This window comes from Faecalibacterium sp. AF10-46 (genome assembly GCF_003604105.1).
Classification (GTDB): Bacteria; Bacillota; Clostridia; order Oscillospirales; family Ruminococcaceae; genus Faecalibacterium; species Faecalibacterium taiwanense.
Genome location: NZ_QVGY01000005.1, coordinates 1 through 15122, shown reverse-complemented (window position 1 = coordinate 15122; position 15122 = coordinate 1). Strand labels below are relative to the sequence as shown.

Annotated in this window: 18 protein-coding genes and 1 tRNA gene; 6 read left to right on the top strand and 13 right to left on the bottom strand. The window is 51.7% G+C overall.

The annotated features are described in order from the left end of the window. The first annotated feature begins 3 nt into the window (after positions 1–3). Together DWV57_RS06940 and DWV57_RS06935 are read left to right on the top strand one after the other, a co-directional pair. The gene (locus tag DWV57_RS06940; protein ID WP_120020358.1) at positions 4–948 is read left to right on the top strand and encodes a GTP-binding protein; all 945 of its coding nucleotides are present in this window, start codon (positions 4–6) and stop codon (positions 946–948) included. A 48-nt stretch (positions 949–996) separates the two neighbouring features. Next, entirely contained in the window at positions 997–1641 is a 645-nt protein-coding gene (locus tag DWV57_RS06935) for a hypothetical protein (RefSeq protein ID WP_097777278.1), read from the top strand. Between the two features lie 64 nt (positions 1642–1705). Here the strand turns inward: DWV57_RS06935 and DWV57_RS06930 are convergent, their stop codons facing one another. Both DWV57_RS06930 and DWV57_RS06925 read right to left on the bottom strand, forming a co-directional pair. Further along, positions 1706–2221 (bottom strand): PTS glucose transporter subunit IIA, encoded by a 516-nt coding sequence (locus DWV57_RS06930; protein WP_120020436.1) that lies wholly within the window; start codon positions 2219–2221, stop codon positions 1706–1708. A gap of 162 nt (positions 2222–2383) precedes the next feature. After that, positions 2384–3406: an aminotransferase class I/II-fold pyridoxal phosphate-dependent enzyme gene (locus tag DWV57_RS06925; RefSeq protein ID WP_120020357.1), complete on the bottom strand. Its 1023-nt coding sequence runs from the start codon at positions 3404–3406 to the stop codon at positions 2384–2386. 171 nt (positions 3407–3577) lie between these two features. On the opposite strand from DWV57_RS06925, the gene DWV57_RS06920 reads away from it, so the two are divergent. The 4 genes from DWV57_RS06920 (at position 3578) to DWV57_RS06905 (ending at position 7009) form a co-directional block, all read left to right on the top strand. Further along, entirely contained in the window at positions 3578–4660 is a 1083-nt protein-coding gene (locus DWV57_RS06920) for an ATP-binding protein (RefSeq protein WP_005944943.1), read from the top strand. Further along, complete coding sequence (locus DWV57_RS06915; protein ID WP_044954127.1) at positions 4650–5384, top strand: response regulator transcription factor; 735 nt, start codon at positions 4650–4652, stop codon at positions 5382–5384. Before DWV57_RS06920 ends, DWV57_RS06915 begins: the two co-directional genes overlap by 11 nt. Continuing rightward, positions 5381–6703: an SLC13 family permease gene (locus DWV57_RS06910; protein WP_120020356.1), complete on the top strand. Its 1323-nt coding sequence runs from the start codon at positions 5381–5383 to the stop codon at positions 6701–6703. Before DWV57_RS06915 ends, DWV57_RS06910 begins: the two co-directional genes overlap by 4 nt. 219 nt (positions 6704–6922) lie before the next feature. Then, a tRNA-Leu gene (locus DWV57_RS06905) sits at positions 6923–7009 on the top strand. A 56-nt stretch (positions 7010–7065) separates the two neighbouring features. Here the strand turns inward: DWV57_RS06905 and DWV57_RS06900 are convergent. From DWV57_RS06900 to DWV57_RS06845, 11 genes are all read right to left on the bottom strand, one after another. Then, positions 7066–8775 (bottom strand): recombinase family protein, encoded by a 1710-nt coding sequence (locus tag DWV57_RS06900; protein ID WP_120020355.1) that lies wholly within the window; start codon positions 8773–8775, stop codon positions 7066–7068. A gap of 98 nt (positions 8776–8873) precedes the next feature. Beyond that, positions 8874–9053: a hypothetical protein gene (locus DWV57_RS06895; protein WP_005927535.1), complete on the bottom strand. Its 180-nt coding sequence runs from the start codon at positions 9051–9053 to the stop codon at positions 8874–8876. Positions 9054–9408: 355 nt separating this feature from the next. Further along, entirely contained in the window at positions 9409–9654 is a 246-nt protein-coding gene (locus tag DWV57_RS06885; protein WP_117477652.1) for a helix-turn-helix domain-containing protein, read from the bottom strand. 6 nt (positions 9655–9660) lie between these two features. Continuing rightward, positions 9661–10092, bottom strand: coding sequence for a sigma-70 family RNA polymerase sigma factor (locus DWV57_RS06880; RefSeq protein ID WP_120020354.1), 432 nt, complete (start codon positions 10090–10092; stop codon positions 9661–9663). 522 nt (positions 10093–10614) lie between these two features. After that, positions 10615–10800, bottom strand: coding sequence for a cysteine-rich KTR domain-containing protein (locus tag DWV57_RS06875; protein ID WP_117948268.1), 186 nt, complete (start codon positions 10798–10800; stop codon positions 10615–10617). Beyond that, positions 10797–11171, bottom strand: coding sequence for a DUF3784 domain-containing protein (locus DWV57_RS06870; protein WP_117948267.1), 375 nt, complete (start codon positions 11169–11171; stop codon positions 10797–10799). The genes DWV57_RS06875 and DWV57_RS06870 overlap by 4 nt, the downstream gene beginning before the upstream one ends. Positions 11172–11196: 25 nt before the next feature. Next, on the bottom strand, positions 11197–12810 hold the full coding sequence (locus DWV57_RS06865) for a hypothetical protein (protein WP_120020353.1): 1614 nt from the start codon (positions 12808–12810) through the stop codon (positions 11197–11199). Further along, positions 12779–13513 (bottom strand): ABC transporter ATP-binding protein, encoded by a 735-nt coding sequence (locus DWV57_RS06860; protein ID WP_117948265.1) that lies wholly within the window; start codon positions 13511–13513, stop codon positions 12779–12781. Before DWV57_RS06860 ends, DWV57_RS06865 begins: the two co-directional genes overlap by 32 nt. 88 nt (positions 13514–13601) lie before the next feature. Further along, positions 13602–13910, bottom strand: a complete 309-nt coding sequence (locus DWV57_RS06855; protein ID WP_117948264.1) for a DUF1648 domain-containing protein — start codon at positions 13908–13910, stop codon at positions 13602–13604. A 14-nt stretch (positions 13911–13924) separates the two neighbouring features. Beyond that, positions 13925–14521 carry an SdpI family protein gene (locus tag DWV57_RS06850; RefSeq protein ID WP_120020352.1) on the bottom strand — a complete coding sequence of 199 codons (597 nt, stop codon included), beginning with the start codon at positions 14519–14521 and terminating at the stop codon, positions 13925–13927. After that, positions 14505–14789 carry an autorepressor SdpR family transcription factor gene (locus tag DWV57_RS06845; RefSeq protein WP_040342330.1) on the bottom strand — a complete coding sequence of 95 codons (285 nt, stop codon included), beginning with the start codon at positions 14787–14789 and terminating at the stop codon, positions 14505–14507. The genes DWV57_RS06850 and DWV57_RS06845 overlap by 17 nt, the downstream gene beginning before the upstream one ends. Positions 14790–15122 lie beyond the last annotated feature (333 nt).

The following is a 15122-nucleotide window of genomic DNA, read 5'->3' as shown; positions in this document are numbered from 1 at the left end:
ATTATGGTACAGGTAGACCTTATCACCGGCTTTCTGGGTGCAGGCAAAACCACCTTTCTGCGCCGGTATGTCCGGTATCTGGTGGCACAGGGCCACAACGTCTGCATTCTGGAAAACGACTTCGGCGCGGTGAACGTGGATGCCATGCTGGTGCAGGACCTTCTTGGCCCGAACTGCGACCTTGAGACCATCAGCGGCGGATGCGACTGCGACACCCATCAACGCCGGATGCGCACCAAGCTTATTGCTATGGCCATGCGCGGGTTCGACCGGGTGGTGGTGGAACCCAGCGGCATCTTTGATGTGGACGAGTTTTTTGATGTACTGCGGGACGACCCGCTGGACCGCTGGTATCACATCGGCAATGTGATCGCCATAGTGGATGCCATGCTGCCGGAAACGCTTTCGCCGCAGGCTGAGTACGTGCTGGCATCCGAGACATCCAATGCGGGCCGGGTGCTGGTCAGCCGTACCCAGCTGGCCGGGCAGCAGCAGACCGCTGCCGCCGTGGCCCACCTGACCCGTGCGCTGGAGGGCTGCAAGTGCTCCCGCCGCTTTGCGCCGGAAGAAATCATCACCAAGGACTGGGCACGGCTTACCGATGCCGACCTTGCCGCCATTGCGGCCTGCGGCTGCAGGCAGGCCAGCTGCGAAAAGATGCATTTTGATGAGCACGAAGCCTTCAGCTCTCTGTGCTTTCTGGAGCAGCACCTGACGCTGCAGCAGCTGCAGGCCGCTGCCGACCACCTGTTTGCGGATGCCGCCTGCGGTCATGTGCTGCGGGTGAAGGGCTTTGCACCGGACCCGCAGGGCACCACCGGCTGGCTGGAGCTGAACGCCACCGCTGCCGGCAGAACACTGGAACCCATCCCGCAGGGGCAGGATGTGCTCATCGTCATCGGCGAGGGGCTGGACAGGGCAAGGATCGAAACGCAGCTTCACCGCTGAGCTTTCAACGAACGTTGTAAAACTGGTGCAAAAAAGGAGAACAGAATCATGAAAAAGAACCCGCAGATGCCCTCGGCGCGGCGCATCCTCGGCATGGTGGTCGGTATTGTGATCATCGGGCTGGGCATTGCACTGTTCAAGCAGTCTCACCTTGGCAACGACTCCATCAGCGCACTGAATATGCGTCTGGCCGAGATGCTGGGCATCTCGCTGGGCGTGCAGAACCTGTGCACGAACATCCTGTTCTTTGCACTGCAGTTCTGGTTCGGGCGCAAGTACATCGGCCTTGGCACCTTTGTCAACGGCATTGGCGTCGGGTTCATTGTCACGGCCTTCTACGACCCCATTGCAGCCCACTTTGGCCCGGCCGAGGCGCTGGGCCTGCCGGTGCAGCTGCTGTGGGTGGCGCTGGCGGTGCCGGTCACGGCGCTGGGGGCTTCGCTGTACCAGACGGCAGATCTGGGCATCGCCCCGTACGATTACCTCTCGCTGGGCCTGCGGGACTACACCCCGGTGCCGTACTTCGGCTGCCGCGTGTTCACCGATGCACTGTGTGCGCTGCTGTGCTGGCTGCTGGGCGGCCTTGTGGGCATCGGTACGCTGATCTGTGCCTTCTGCCTGGGGCCCTTCATCCAGTTCTTCAACGGGTTGGTGTCGGAGCGGGTGCTGCACTACAAGCCGGGCGGCCAGTAAGATCGGGAAATCAAAAAGGCGTGCACCTCCTTTGCGGAAGTGCACGCCTTTTGCTGTGCAGAAATCAGAACTTGAACAGCGGGGTGCCGGCCAGCACATCGCCCTCGGCCAGCATCTTCAGCTCGCCCATGTCATCGCCGTTGGTCACGATGATGGCGGTAGCGGTGGGATGGCCTGCGGCGCGGATGGCGTCCAGATCCACCTTCAGCAGCGGGGTGCCGGCCTTGACCTTATCGCCCACCTTGACCAGTGCCTTGAAGCCCTTGCCCTGCATCTCCACAGTGTCCATGCCAACATGGATCAGGATCTCGATGCCGTCCTCGCTGGTCAGGCCCACGGCGTGCAGGGTGGAAGCCACCTGTTCCACGGTGCCGTCAAACGGAGCATACACGGTCTTGCCGGTGGGCTCGATGCCGCAGCCGGGGCCAAGGATGCCCTGTGCAAAGGTCTCGTCGGGGATGTCGGCCTGTGCCAGCACCTTGCCGCGGATGGGGGTCAGAACGGTCTTGCTCTGACCAAAGAATTTGGCGGTCTCTTCCTGCTCGGCCTTGCCGCCGAACAGCTTATCAAAAAATCCCATGTAAAATACCTTCTTTCCGATCATTTCATAGAGCCAGCTGGCCGAAGCGCTGTCCTGCAAGGCCCACCGGCTCCAACCCATTGGTCTACCCAAAAGATACCACATTGTGAAAGAAATTGCAATTGGTATCCCGCATAAAACCGCCAAAAATCTTCGGCAGGGTCACATCAGGTCGATCAACTGCTCGATCTCCTCCATGCGGGTGGCCCAGCTGGTGGCAATGCGCATCACGGTGTGGGTGTCGTCGTACTTCTCCCAGAAGCCGAACTTTGCCAGAGGCTCCAGCGCTTCCAGCTGGCTGTTTTCCAGAATGGGGAACACCTGATTGGTGGGCGACTCCATATAGAAGCGGTAGCCCTTGGCAGCAAGGCCCTCCTTCAGACGGTCGGCGGTCTCGATGGCGTTCCGGCTGATGCGGGTGTACAGATCATCGGTGAACAGCACATCGAACTGCAGGCCCATCAGACGGCCCTTGGCAAGCAGCGCGCCCTGCTGCTTGACCATAGTCATAAAGTGGGCCGGTGCGCCGTGGGGGAACACCACGGCCTCGCCGCACAGCGCGCCCACCTTGGTGCCGCCGATGTAGAACACATCGGTCAGGCGGGCGATATCCTGCAGGGTAACATCGGTGCCCTTGGCCATCAAACCGTAGCCCAGGCGTGCGCCGTCCATGAACAGGGGCATGTGGTACTCCTGACACACAGCGTGCAGCTCTTCCAGCTCAGCCTTGGTGTACAGGGTGCCGTACTCGGACGGGTGAGAGATATATACCATGCCGGGGAACACCATGTGGTCGTGGTTGGCATCGGCATAGAAGGTGGCGCACCAGTCGCGCACATCGGCGGCGCTCACCTTGCCCTCGTGGGCGGGCAGGGCGATGACCTTGTGGCCGGTATACTCAATGGCACCGGCTTCGTGTGCAGCCACATGGGCGGTGACAGCAGCCATCACGCCCTGCCAGCGCTGCAGCATGGACGCAATGACGATGGCGTTGGTCTGGGTGCCGCCGGAGATGAAGGTCACGTCTGCATCCGGGCAGCCGCAGGCAGCGCAAATCTTTGCTTTGGCGCTGGCGCAGTAGGGGTCGGTGCCATAGCCGGGCACCTTTTCAAAGTTGGTCTCGGCCAGCTTTTGCAGGATGGCAGGGTGTGCACCCTCACAGTAGTCGTTCTCGAAATACAGCATATCGTTACTCCTGATCCAGTGAGATAAAGTGTTGATAAGGCTATTCTACTACGGGGGAGAGGGAGTGTCAAATCACGTCCCTCTTTACGGCAAAGGATTTTTACTGTATCTTTAGTTTTTCTATGGTATAATGCGGGAAACGGAATATATTATTTGGGAAGGGGAATGTGCATGAAAAAACAGACGCTTGTGCGGGATGCCACCGTAATGCTGCTGGCTCTGTTCGCCGCCTATGCCATGGTGATGCTTACACAGGCCGTTATGGGCCGCATTGAGGGCGTGGCAATGCTTATCTTTATGCTGGCAGTATTCGTTACCTCTATGTATACAGAAGGTTATGCGTGGGGCGTGGCGGCTTCGCTCATCAGCGTGCTGGCAGTGAACTTTGCCTTCCTCTCACCGTATTTCGCCTTCAACTTTACCCTGTCGGAAAACCTGTTCTCCGGCCTTGTGATGCTGGTGGTGTCCATCATGACCAGCACCCTCACCACCCGCATCAAAAAACAGGAACAGCTGCGTATGGAAAGCGAGAAGGAGAAGATGCGTGCAAATCTTCTGCGCGCGGTTTCTCACGATCTGCGCACCCCGCTCACCTCCATCTACGGTGCCTGCTCCACTGTGATCGAAAATTATGACTCGCTGGATAAGGAAAAGACCATTAAACTGCTTGGCGAAGCCTGCAGCGATGCCCAGTGGCTGACCCGCATGGTGGAGAATCTGCTTTCCGTCACCCGCATCGACAGCGAGAAGGTGACGGTGCAAAAGACCCCCACTGTGCTGGACGAACTGCTGGATACGGTGCTGGTCAAGTTCCGCAAGCGCTACCCGGAGATCCCGGTGGAGCTGGAAACGCCGGATGCCTTTATCGTGATCCCCATGGATTCTATGCTGATCCAGCAGGTGCTGATGAACCTGCTGGAAAATGCCGCTCTGCACGCCGAGGGCATGACAAAACTGACCTTGAAGGTGTTCACGGTGGGCAATCGTGCGGTGTTCGAGGTGACGGACAATGGCTGCGGCATCCCCAGAGAACGGCTGAAAACGCTGTTCTCCGGCACCGGCGGCACCGACCCAGATGTACCGGCAGACAGCCGCAAGCACGGCATGGGCATCGGCCTTTCGGTGTGTGCGGCCATCATCAAGGCGCACGGCGGCGAGATCAAGGCCGAGAGCCGTCTGGGTGAGGGAACGACCATCCGCTTCTGGCTGGAGACCGAAGAAATTGAAATGGAGGATGCAGAAGATGAGCAATAACAAATTCAAGGTCCTGATCGTAGAGGATGAGGCAAATATCTGCAGCTTTATCGAAACGCTGCTCACTACCAACGATTATCAGGCTCTGGTGGCCCATACCTGTACCATGGGCCTGACCCTGTTCGCCTCCCACAACCCGGATCTGGTCATTCTGGATCTGGGCCTGCCGGACCGGGACGGGCTGGAATTCATCCGCACCGTGCGGCAGAAGTATATGACCCCCATCGTGGTGCTCTCGGCCCGCACCGACGAGATGGATAAGATCGAAGCGCTGGATCTGGGTGCCAATGATTACATCACCAAGCCCTTCAGCACCGGCGAACTGCTGGCCCGCGTGCGCGCTGCCCTGCGGCTGAACCGCTACAGTGCCATGCACGGCGGCAATGCCCCGGCGGGTGAGTTCCGCGCACAGGGAATGCGCATCAACTATGACCGCCGTAAGGTGTTCGTGGACGAGCAGGAGATCAAGCTGACCCAGACCGAATACAACATCGTGGCGTTCCTTTCCCAGCACGCGGGCCGCGTGATGACCTATGCGGCCATCGTCAAGGCCATCTGGGGCGATACCGACATCGGCAGCACCAAAAAGCTGCAGGTGAACATGGCCAATATCCGCAAAAAGCTGGGCAGCCGTCCGGGCAGCAATGCCTATATCCTCAATGAGCTGGGCGTGGGCTACCGCATGATCGACGAGGATGCCCGCAGCGGGGAGATCAACGAATGATACTTGCACTGATCCTGTTTGCTGTTACCTATGTATTGATGCTGCAGCTGCAGCAGTACCGCCCGTGGGTGGCACTGTGCAGTGCGGTGCTCTTTATTGTGCTGGGCGAGGCAGGGGTCTACGAGTTTTCACTCCGCGCCGCGCTGCAGGCCGTGGATTATAATGTGCTGCTCATGATGGCGGGCACCATGGGTACGGTGGCACTGTTCATCGAGAGCAAAATGCCTGCCCGCCTGGCGGAAATGCTGATCGTCTGTGTGCCGGATGTCAAGTGGGCGGTGTGTATGCTGGCGCTGTTTTCCGGTGTCATCAGTGCTTTTGTGGACAATGTGGCCACGGTGCTCATGGTGGCACCGGTGGGCCTTGCCATTGCCCGCAAGCTGAAGATCTCGCCGGTGCCGGTGCTCATTGCCATTGCGGTGTCCTCCAACCTGCAGGGCGCGGCCACGCTGGTGGGCGACACCACCAGCATCCTGCTGGGCAGCTTTGCCGACATGAACTTCTTCGATTTCTTCTGGATGCGGGGCCGTCCGGGCATCTTCTGGGGCGTGGAGCTGGGCGCACTGGCATCGCTGGCGGTGCTGATGTGGCTGTTCCGCCGTGAGACCCAGCCGGTCTGTGCAAAGGTGGAGACTGAGGTGGAGGACGATGTGCCCACTGCCCTGATGCTGCTGACGGTAGGCCTGCTGATCGCGGCATCTTTCCTGCCGGAGCCTGCAGCCGGGCCGCTGCACACGGTGTACGAGCTGCGCAGCGGTCTTGTGTGCATGGGGCTGTGCCTGTTTGGCGTGGCGCGCGCCTGCCTGCGGGCAGGGTCGGCCAAGCCGCTGGCGCATGTGCTGGGCGAGCTGGACTGCGACACCCTGCTGCTGTTGTTCGGCTTGTTCATCGTGATCGCGGGCATCCACGCGGCGGGTGTTATCGACGCAGCAGCCCGGCTGTTCCATGCCGTGGCAGGGGAAAGTCCCTTCCGGCTGTTCACCCTGCTGGTGGTGGTGTCGGTGGTGCTTTCGGCCTTCATCGATAACATCCCTTACGTGGCCGCCATGCTGCCGGTGGTGCAGAGCATCGCCGCCCTGATGAACGATGGCGTGGGCGTGGAACCCTACGTGTTTTACTTCGGCCTGCTCACCGGTGCCACTCTGGGCGGCAACTTGACGCCGATCGGTGCTTCGGCCAATATCGCGGCCATTGGCATTCTGCGCAAAAACGGCGAGACCGTCACCACCCGCGACTTCCTGCGCATCGGCGTGCCCTTTACGCTGGCTGCAGTGCTGGCAGGCTATGCGTACCTGTGGCTGGTGTGGGGCAAAGTCTGATCTGCTGGCCTCCGGCACGGCTGCCTGCTGAAGAAAAAAACAAAGAAACTCCGACCCTCTGCACCGCCGGAAAATCGGCCTGCAGAGGGCTTTTTTCGCGAAAGTATGACGCTTTGCAGTGAGAAAAAAGTTTTTTTGAAAAAATGCTTGACAATTCTGCCATATCTGGTATAATAACTATCGTTCCGAGCAACACAGCTCACGAACAAAACAGAATATGCGGATATGGCGGAATTGGCAGACGCGTTAGATTCAGGTTCTAATCGGGGCAACTCGGTGGAGGTTCAAGTCCTCTTATCCGCACCATGACGAATGTTCTTACAGCATTTAGCTGTTAAAGAGCATTCGTCATTTTTTATTTGCTAAATAGCGACATCACAGGGGGCGTAGTTCACAACTACGCCTTTTCTTGTATTCACCGACACATCAGGTGTCGGTAAAGGAAGTGCGCTTGGAATCTCGATGGTGCCCACGCAGTTGTAGTGAATGCGGAGCCGCTGCCCCCACACGCCGTTGACCTTTTCTGCATCGAACACTTCGATTTTTTCCACCAGTTCGTTCAGCATCCGGGGTGTCAGCTTTTTTGCTCTGGTGTACTTGCGAACCAGACTGATAAACATATCCGTTGTCATAGTTCGGCTGCTCTGCTTTTCGATTTCGGAGCGGAGCTGTTTGATTTTCTCGGTCAGCTCCTTTTGCTCGTCCTCATATCTCCGGGACATTCTGGAAAAGCGTTCATCAGAGATCTTGCCGGAAACATTGTCCTCATAGATGCGCTCAAAGAGGCCGTCCAGTTCTTCATCACGGGCAAGGAGTGCTTTCAACTCTTTCTCTTTCAGCTTGCGGTCGGCTTCGTCCGCCTGCTGGGAGTGCCCGATAACAGCCTTCAAAAAGTCGTCCTCATAGAGGCTGGCAAACTTGGTCAGCCGCCGAATTTCGCCCAGCACCACTTCTTCCAGAAAGTCTACCCTGATGTAGTGGGTGGATTGGCAGGTGCCGCGATTGCCCTTGTAGTTGGAGCAGTTGAAATACTTGATTTCCGGGTTGCCCTGATTGAAGTGGAAGTGCAGATTGCAGCCGCAGTCTGCGCAGACAAGTAAGCCAGAGAACATATTGTGTTCTCCGTTGCTGGTACGACGTTTGCGCATTTTTCCGCGTTTCTGCTGTACCTGCTCAAACACGGCACGTTCAATAATGGGTTCGTGAACATCTTGGAACACCACCCAATTTTCCGGGTCGTTATGAATCCGCTTCTTGTTCTTGTAGGACTTGGAGTAGGTTTTGAAGTTCAGAACATCACCACAATACTCCTGCTGGTACAGAAGATGGGTAATCGTGGAGCCATTCCACTTGGTAGCGGGCCGTATCTTGCTCCTTCCGGGACGGCCGATGCCTTTCTGAATCCAGTAGGCCTGCGGCGTCAGGATGCCTTCCTTTTCAAACTGGGTGGCAATCTGTTCCGTGCCAAAGCCCTCCAACGTCATATCAAAAATGCGCCGGACAGCTTGTGCAGCTTCTTCATCAATGACCCAATGCTTGGGATTGTTCGGGTCCTTGATATACCCATAGGGAGGAAGTCCCATCGGTTCGCCGGAGTTGCCTTTGATTTTATTACTGATACGGCGTTTCTTGCTGATGTCGCGGGCATACCACTCATTGAACAGGTTTCGGATGGGTGCCAGTTCGTTTTCTCCCTCGGCCGTGTCGATGTTGTCCGAAACGGCAACAAGTCGGATGTCATGGTCCGGGAAAAATTCTTCTGTCAGCCGTCCGACCTCAATATAGTTTCGGCCCAGACGGGAAAGGTCTTTGACGAACACAGCGGCGGCTTTCCCTTGTTCAAGTTGCTGCATCATTTCAACGAAACCGGGACGGTTCATGGTCACGCCGGAAATGCCATCATCCAGAAAGTGAACCAGATTGGTATAGCCTTTTTCCTTTGCAACTTTGGTGAGCAGCTTCTTTTGGTTGCCGATGCTGTAACTCTCGCCCTCCAAATTATCATCACGGGAAAGACGCTCATAGAGAAAAGCGGTTGCTTCACGGGATTTCTTGTTACTCGACTGTTTCATACTCGCTCCTTTCTTGGGACAGTCGAATAGCAAATTCACTTGTACACCTATATTATAACACAATCCGCTTTCTCTGTCCGCTGCCTCCCGAAAGGTCATTATAATTTTTCGCTTTCGGATTTCATCAGCCGGAGAAGAACTTCTCCTAAGGTCTGGGAGCTTTCTTCTTTGAACACCGGCTCAACGATAAAGGAGCGATTGCCAATACGATAAGTCGAATCCAGAGTAAGCATCTCTGGATTTTTTGTTTTTTCAGGGTTTGTCTTTTTCGCTTGCATCGTAAAAATCCCCTTTCTTAAAAATCAAAAAATGAGCCAACGGATGGCTGCTGGCAGCAGCCCACGGGAATCTCACCCCTGCATTCCTCATGCAGCCCTACTCATTGCCTGCGACGCTCTGAACGCTCGGACTTTGACGGTAAGGGAGTATCAGCCTGCCTGTATGTCATGGCCCGCAAGCAGCCGCGCTTGCATTGCGGCGGGGTGGAAATCGCTCCGCTTTTCAGAGAAAAGCATCGTGGCGCACCCGCCGTCCGGCTCGATACAGACAGCAACGTATCCGTTTGCCCTATGATGCACCGCCATTGTCCTGCGGGCATATTTTTCAAGGTGCTGTCCCGAAACGTGGAAAGGGTCAGACCGTTTCGGCTCTGGTCACAATAGAGGAAATAAGTTTGATTTCCAGATGGCGTTTCATGTACTCGTCTATGCACACATGGGGCTGGCCGTGCTTGTCGTAGAGAATGCCTGTACAGAGCTTGTTGATATAACCTCTGTAATGTCGCAAAACCTGTTCAACTGCATCGGTGTCCCCAGCGCAGGCAGAGCGAATCACCGAGAGCGGTAAAAAATCTCTGCTCGTGTGTTCATAGGAGTTCATTTACGCCTAACCTCCCTCCGGCAAGTGCGCCTTTAGTTCTTTTCGCAGCTCATTCAGCGTTTTTGTCCGGTGGCGCTGTACAGCACTCCGGGACATTCCCATGAGGTCGCCAATCTCGCCATCGCCCAGTTCCAGAACGCAAAACAGAATCAAAATGCTTTGTTCTTGCTTTGGCAGAGCGGCAAACGCATTGGCAACAAGTTCATTGTCGATGTGCAGATCACAGCCGTAGGATGAAAATACAAATTCTTCACTTGGATAATGGTCTACACTCGTGAGCTGCCCCAGTTCTTCCAACGAAAGAACGCTGAATGACTTTTCACGGTCAAGCAGACGTTTCTTATTTCGGTGATAGTTCCGGGCCTCATTTCGCAGCACCGCTTTGCAGAACGCATCGAATCGGTACTGTTCGCCATCGTTGCGAGGGATAGCTTCCATCTTCTCACCCCCTTTCCGTGGGGATGTCGGGTGGATTTTTCCCTTTCCGCTAATATGACACCTGAAATACCCGATTCTACCCGCTTTTTTGAAAATTTCCAAAAATATTTTTTGAAACAGGTAGATTTTCAGGCGACAATAGAAAAGCCCAGCAGACCGAAAACGGCCAACTGGGCATAATGACAGCACGAAACGCGCAGTAACTACATCGTATAGTACATAGTAAAAGCCCTGCTGACCCTGTGCGGGAGCAAGGCTTTTTTTGACAGTTCAAAGCTAGGCGTTCGATAGAATATCAGGCGCATGGCGGCATCCTCCTATGGCCGCCATACGGACGATGAAACGCTTTGATAAGCAAAAAGAGCCGGCGGCCTTGATTTTCTCAAAAGCCGCCGGTTCAAAATGGGCGCGTAAAATTACCTGCTCCAACCAACGGCTTTTTTATTTCCCCTTAGTCGGGGCAGGTTCTCATCATATACTGAAAAAAAGAACCGATAATCACAAGTGAATTCACCTTGTGCATTACCGGCTCTGCGTCTGTGCGTCTGGCTCTTTGATAACAGATATATTCAGTTGTCGTGCGGAGATCAATGTTTCATGCTTGCATTTGGGACAGTACAACGGGAAGTTTTCAAGAACTGTATCTTCTCGTATTCGTACTCGCGTTTTGGAATCGCATACTGGACACAATATCCATGTTTCGATCATTGCTTTGTACCGTCATTCTTGCAGTTCTTGAAACCACGCATAGCAGCCCAAATGCCGATAACAATGATATATGCACAGATACCCAGCGCGACAATAGTTATTTCCGTGCCATAGTCCGAAATAGTGATATTCTGTATCGCCGGGATGGCCCGAAATTGAATGTACGATGTCAAGGCCAGCAACCCAACATCGACGAAAATCATAAGCAATCCAGTCTGCTTGCTTACCTTTTCCTTATCGTATTTCGCACGTTCTTCGGGGCTTTTCGTATTAAATCCTGAAACCAACATACTTCCTTTGCCCGTCAACAAGATAATCGTAGCGATAATAGCGATTGCCACAATCACCCACATAATCCAGATAAACCACATAATCAAAACTCCCTTCAATCCTTGATTAAACTTTGTAATATAAATACTGACCTTTTTTGTCTACCCACGTCACCATTGCTAAAAACAACAGTAAAATGATTGCACAGGCAATCCAACTCCCGATAAACAAAGAACTTGGGAAAAATCTCAACAACAAATATGCCGTTCCGCAGGTAACTACAACTCCAATCAATGCTGTCAAAATCGCTGGTAGGCTTTGCTTGATAATGTGGGTGACATTCTCCCATTCAAAATTTGGGAAAATAAGATTTAAGATGTAGCCTATCATTCCAATCAGCACCGAACATAGCAAAGGAAAAGCATACCCCAGCATAGCTTTAGGGAAAGACCATTGCAAATACAATGCCATGATGGTATTCAAAACAAAAATTGTCGGTACAGACATTGAGAGATGGTGCAGCAGCTTTACTCGAAAGAGGCTCTTTGCCGCAATGGGTAAGGATTTCAGTATTTCAATCTGTTTCCCCTCGATAGAAATACTGACATAGGTTGTGCAGGATATTGTTGTCAAGATAGAAAAAGCATATATGAACAGCACATCATAATCAGCAAAAGGCACCTGAAAATATTCGGCCAACTGATAAATGTATGGTGTGATCTTATCCGACATTAAAACAACCAGCAGAACAAAGACCGCAGCAAAAAGCAATCCGCAGGCGGTATTGGTTAGATATACTGGAAGCGAAAAATAACGTGTGCGCTCTCTTTCTAAAAGAGCAGATACCGGGCTGTGCTGTTCCGTGGTTTCTTTGTTCCAATCGACGGGCTGACTTTTTGAGCCTTGTATTGCATCATTGCTATACCAGTTACGAAATATTTTGATTAGACCATAGAGCAGAGTAACGCCTATCAGGAATACCCCGCCGAAGTATAAACCTATCAACAGATAGTCCCCGTTAAGCAATCGGTGAATATACCGGCCTGCATAAAGTGTAAAAGTCGAGGTAGAAATAACATCCCCAAAATTTCCGGCAGCTATATCAGGGAATTTGCAGAACATAAAGATCATAAATGCAAACAAAACCAGAATAGCCGCCGCTGCCTTTAGTCGGGCGATACGAGCAGAGGAACTTTTCAAGATGCGGTAAATCTGTGTTCCGATCATTGTTCCCAAAAGGCCGGGAATGACAGGAAAGAGGATTGTTATTTCAAGCACAATTAGATAAAACGGAAATCCCATATCTGCGGTCAGGCCAAACAGCACCATCATAGGAAGCAGCAGAGCCGCAGTAAGGGCTACTTCAACTATAAACAAGACACTCAATTTTGAGAGTATCAATGTACGCAGCGGAATTGGAAGCGCAAGCACACTGTCAATGTTAGTATCGCTAAGGAGCAGGCCGCTTCCCCAAAAAACACTAATCGCAATATTGAGTATCACGCAGATTAGCGCCATAGGAACAACAAGTTCTATGACTACTTCTTCCAACGACCACGCAATAGAATAAATGATTTTCAAGGAGTAAATCAGGTATGCAAGCAATCCCATTAGGATCGCGGCTATAAGCATATACAAAGTGATCGTTTTTGTGCGGTTCTTTGTATCTGCATATCGAAGCTGATTGGCATGAGATAGCTGCAAAAGATTATTCCTTAGTAGGGGTAACAGAAATTTCATCGCCATTCATCTCCATAAATACTTCTTCCAAACCCTTTGTTCCAACGATTTCTGTTGTCCTGCCGGAATACAGTAATTGTCCATGCTTAATAACGGACACTTTATTGCACACCTTTTCTACCACATCAAGAATATGGCTTGAAAACAGAACGGAATTTCCACTTGCACAGAGTTCTTTCATCTGCTCTTTCAGGATCACAAATGCCTCCGGGTCTAATCCGACGAAAGGTTCATCCAATATCAGCAGTTTAGGCGTGTGTGAAAAGGCGGCAATCAGCGCAAGTTTCTGTTTCATGCCGTGGGAGTAAGAGGAAATCAAGTTATTCAAATGCGGCCCCATCTGAAAAGCCAAGGCCAATTTCTCGAAGTTTTGTTTCCGCATCTTGGACGGTACTTCGTAAATATCACAGATAAAGTTGATATACTGCAATCCTGTCATATACTCGTCAAGCTGGGGATTATCTGGCACATACGCCATCTTCTGCTTACAAGCCAACGGTTCTTTTAGGACAGAAGTTCCATCCAAAAGGATTTCTCCCTCGTCAATGCCGATGATACCTAAACAGGCTTTCAATGTTGTGGTTTTGCCAGCTCCATTCTTTCCGATGAAGCCCATTATGTCGCCATCTTCCACGACAAAACTAAGGTTGCTTACAGCCTTTTTCGCACCGTAGCTTTTGGATAAGTTCTTGATTTGTAACATAGCATTCCTTGTCTTTATTTAGAAAAATTTCAAAATGAAACTCAAAAAAAAATAACCGTTCCGCCACCAAAGTTCTTGTTGGGGAAATTCACTTCATCCCCAAATAAATCATGATGCCCGTTGCTACGAATGCAACAACAGCCATGATATAGTACATATACGGCTTTGCATTCTCTTTCTGCCTTACGGTAAAGCCAGAAATGAGGTTCAGCAGGACGCAAGCCACAGGGACGCCGAACACTACAACATTGCGGGGCCAGAAAGAATTTGCAACTCCGGTAGAATCAAAGTGGACGGGGATAGACGCCGGCAGGCGGTTATAGAAAGCGAGAAAGACTACCAGCGTCAATGCACACAAAATGGTGCTGATAACAATATGCTTCGTTGCGGACTTCATAAGTATTACCTCCTTTAATTGCTTCGTTTCCTCTTAAAATAGAGGACAAGCGAATAGACCAACGGGACAATGCCAACCAGAAAAATGATTAGCGGAACGGTTACAAAAACAAGATTGTGTAGTGGATGAAGAATGCTGACAATACCGGCTAATATCCATGTGTAGCCGCCCAGCCGATGCGTCTTGTACCAGCCTTCTTCATCATTGAATAACCATGGAAACTTTAGCCCGATATAGGGGTTGATGTGGTTTTTGGGGAAATAATTGCCGCTGACAATAAATAAAATGCCAATAAAGACATACCAATAAGTATCTTGCATAGTCTTAGCGGGAAAAAGTACGGAATATACCTGCGGGATCAAATATACAACTCCCGCAATCGGCATAATCCATTTACCCAAAGATACTAACGCCTTGGCTCCGTTTGTCGAAGCGATTTTGATACTAAGCGCAAGGTTCAGAACAATATTCAGCAAAACGGCAATCACATAGAGCAGAATATAGTTTTCGTTGCTGGCCTCGCCCATGTGGGACAGAGCGAATGCTACGATGGACAAAATAATGCAAATTGTACTTGTCAGAAACAAGGTTCGTTTATTTTTGGGGTTCATCTTTATCCTCCTGAAATTGCATAAGCCACATGACAACACTTTCAAATACCGATGTATTGATTTCATAATAGATGTATTTCTGATAGCGTGTTTCAAAAATCAAATCAGCCTTTTTTAGAGTGGAAAGGTGGTATGAAATAGTGGCATTAGTCAAGTCAAATTCTGCGGCAATTTCACCGGCTGACATCTTCCGTTTTTGTTTTAGTTTCAGTAGTATCTCCCGTCGGACAGGATCACTTAATGCTTTGAAAATATTAGGTAAACTCACAGTGCTTTCACCTTTGCCCCCCTGTTATTTTGAAAAATCTCTAAATGATATTTTCATTGTAGCACAATAAGAAAGAAAGTCAACACTCATTTTGAAAATTCTCTAAATGGCTTTCTTATGGGCTGTTCAGGATGGCCCAGATTAGTCTACTCTGGTGTCATGGTTATGTATTGCCATAATCAAATAAACATGAATTATAAAATGTAGACAGAACGGACATAGCAACATTTCGCCAATCGCTCATGAACTATAAAATGTATATGGGTGATGCAGAATGGCGAAAATTGAGGACTGTCCCGGCTTTGAAACGTTCGGAGCGGATGTCAAGGCAGC

What these genes read in the sequence shown, in the direction of transcription:
- DWV57_RS06940 (WP_120020358.1), top strand. Translation starts at nt 4, where the DNA reads ATGGTACAGGTAGACCTTATCACCGGCTTTCTGGGTGCAGGCAAAACC.
- DWV57_RS06935 (WP_097777278.1), top strand. Translation starts at nt 997, where the DNA reads ATGAAAAAGAACCCGCAGATGCCCTCGGCGCGGCGCATCCTCGGCATG.
- DWV57_RS06930 (WP_120020436.1), bottom strand. Translation starts at nt 2,221, where the DNA reads ATGGGATTTTTTGATAAGCTGTTCGGCGGCAAGGCCGAGCAGGAAGAG.
- DWV57_RS06925 (WP_120020357.1), bottom strand. Translation starts at nt 3,406, where the DNA reads ATGCTGTATTTCGAGAACGACTACTGTGAGGGTGCACACCCTGCCATC.
- DWV57_RS06920 (WP_005944943.1), top strand. Translation starts at nt 3,578, where the DNA reads ATGAAAAAACAGACGCTTGTGCGGGATGCCACCGTAATGCTGCTGGCT.
- DWV57_RS06915 (WP_044954127.1), top strand. Translation starts at nt 4,650, where the DNA reads ATGAGCAATAACAAATTCAAGGTCCTGATCGTAGAGGATGAGGCAAAT.
- DWV57_RS06910 (WP_120020356.1), top strand. Translation starts at nt 5,381, where the DNA reads ATGATACTTGCACTGATCCTGTTTGCTGTTACCTATGTATTGATGCTG.
- DWV57_RS06900 (WP_120020355.1), bottom strand. Translation starts at nt 8,775, where the DNA reads ATGAAACAGTCGAGTAACAAGAAATCCCGTGAAGCAACCGCTTTTCTC.
- DWV57_RS06895 (WP_005927535.1), bottom strand. Translation starts at nt 9,053, where the DNA reads ATGCAAGCGAAAAAGACAAACCCTGAAAAAACAAAAAATCCAGAGATG.
- DWV57_RS06885 (WP_117477652.1), bottom strand. Translation starts at nt 9,654, where the DNA reads ATGAACTCCTATGAACACACGAGCAGAGATTTTTTACCGCTCTCGGTG.
- DWV57_RS06880 (WP_120020354.1), bottom strand. Translation starts at nt 10,092, where the DNA reads ATGGAAGCTATCCCTCGCAACGATGGCGAACAGTACCGATTCGATGCG.
- DWV57_RS06875 (WP_117948268.1), bottom strand. Translation starts at nt 10,800, where the DNA reads ATGATCGAAACATGGATATTGTGTCCAGTATGCGATTCCAAAACGCGA.
- DWV57_RS06870 (WP_117948267.1), bottom strand. Translation starts at nt 11,171, where the DNA reads ATGTGGTTTATCTGGATTATGTGGGTGATTGTGGCAATCGCTATTATC.
- DWV57_RS06865 (WP_120020353.1), bottom strand. Translation starts at nt 12,810, where the DNA reads ATGAAATTTCTGTTACCCCTACTAAGGAATAATCTTTTGCAGCTATCT.
- DWV57_RS06860 (WP_117948265.1), bottom strand. Translation starts at nt 13,513, where the DNA reads ATGTTACAAATCAAGAACTTATCCAAAAGCTACGGTGCGAAAAAGGCT.
- DWV57_RS06855 (WP_117948264.1), bottom strand. Translation starts at nt 13,910, where the DNA reads ATGAAGTCCGCAACGAAGCATATTGTTATCAGCACCATTTTGTGTGCA.
- DWV57_RS06850 (WP_120020352.1), bottom strand. Translation starts at nt 14,521, where the DNA reads ATGAACCCCAAAAATAAACGAACCTTGTTTCTGACAAGTACAATTTGC.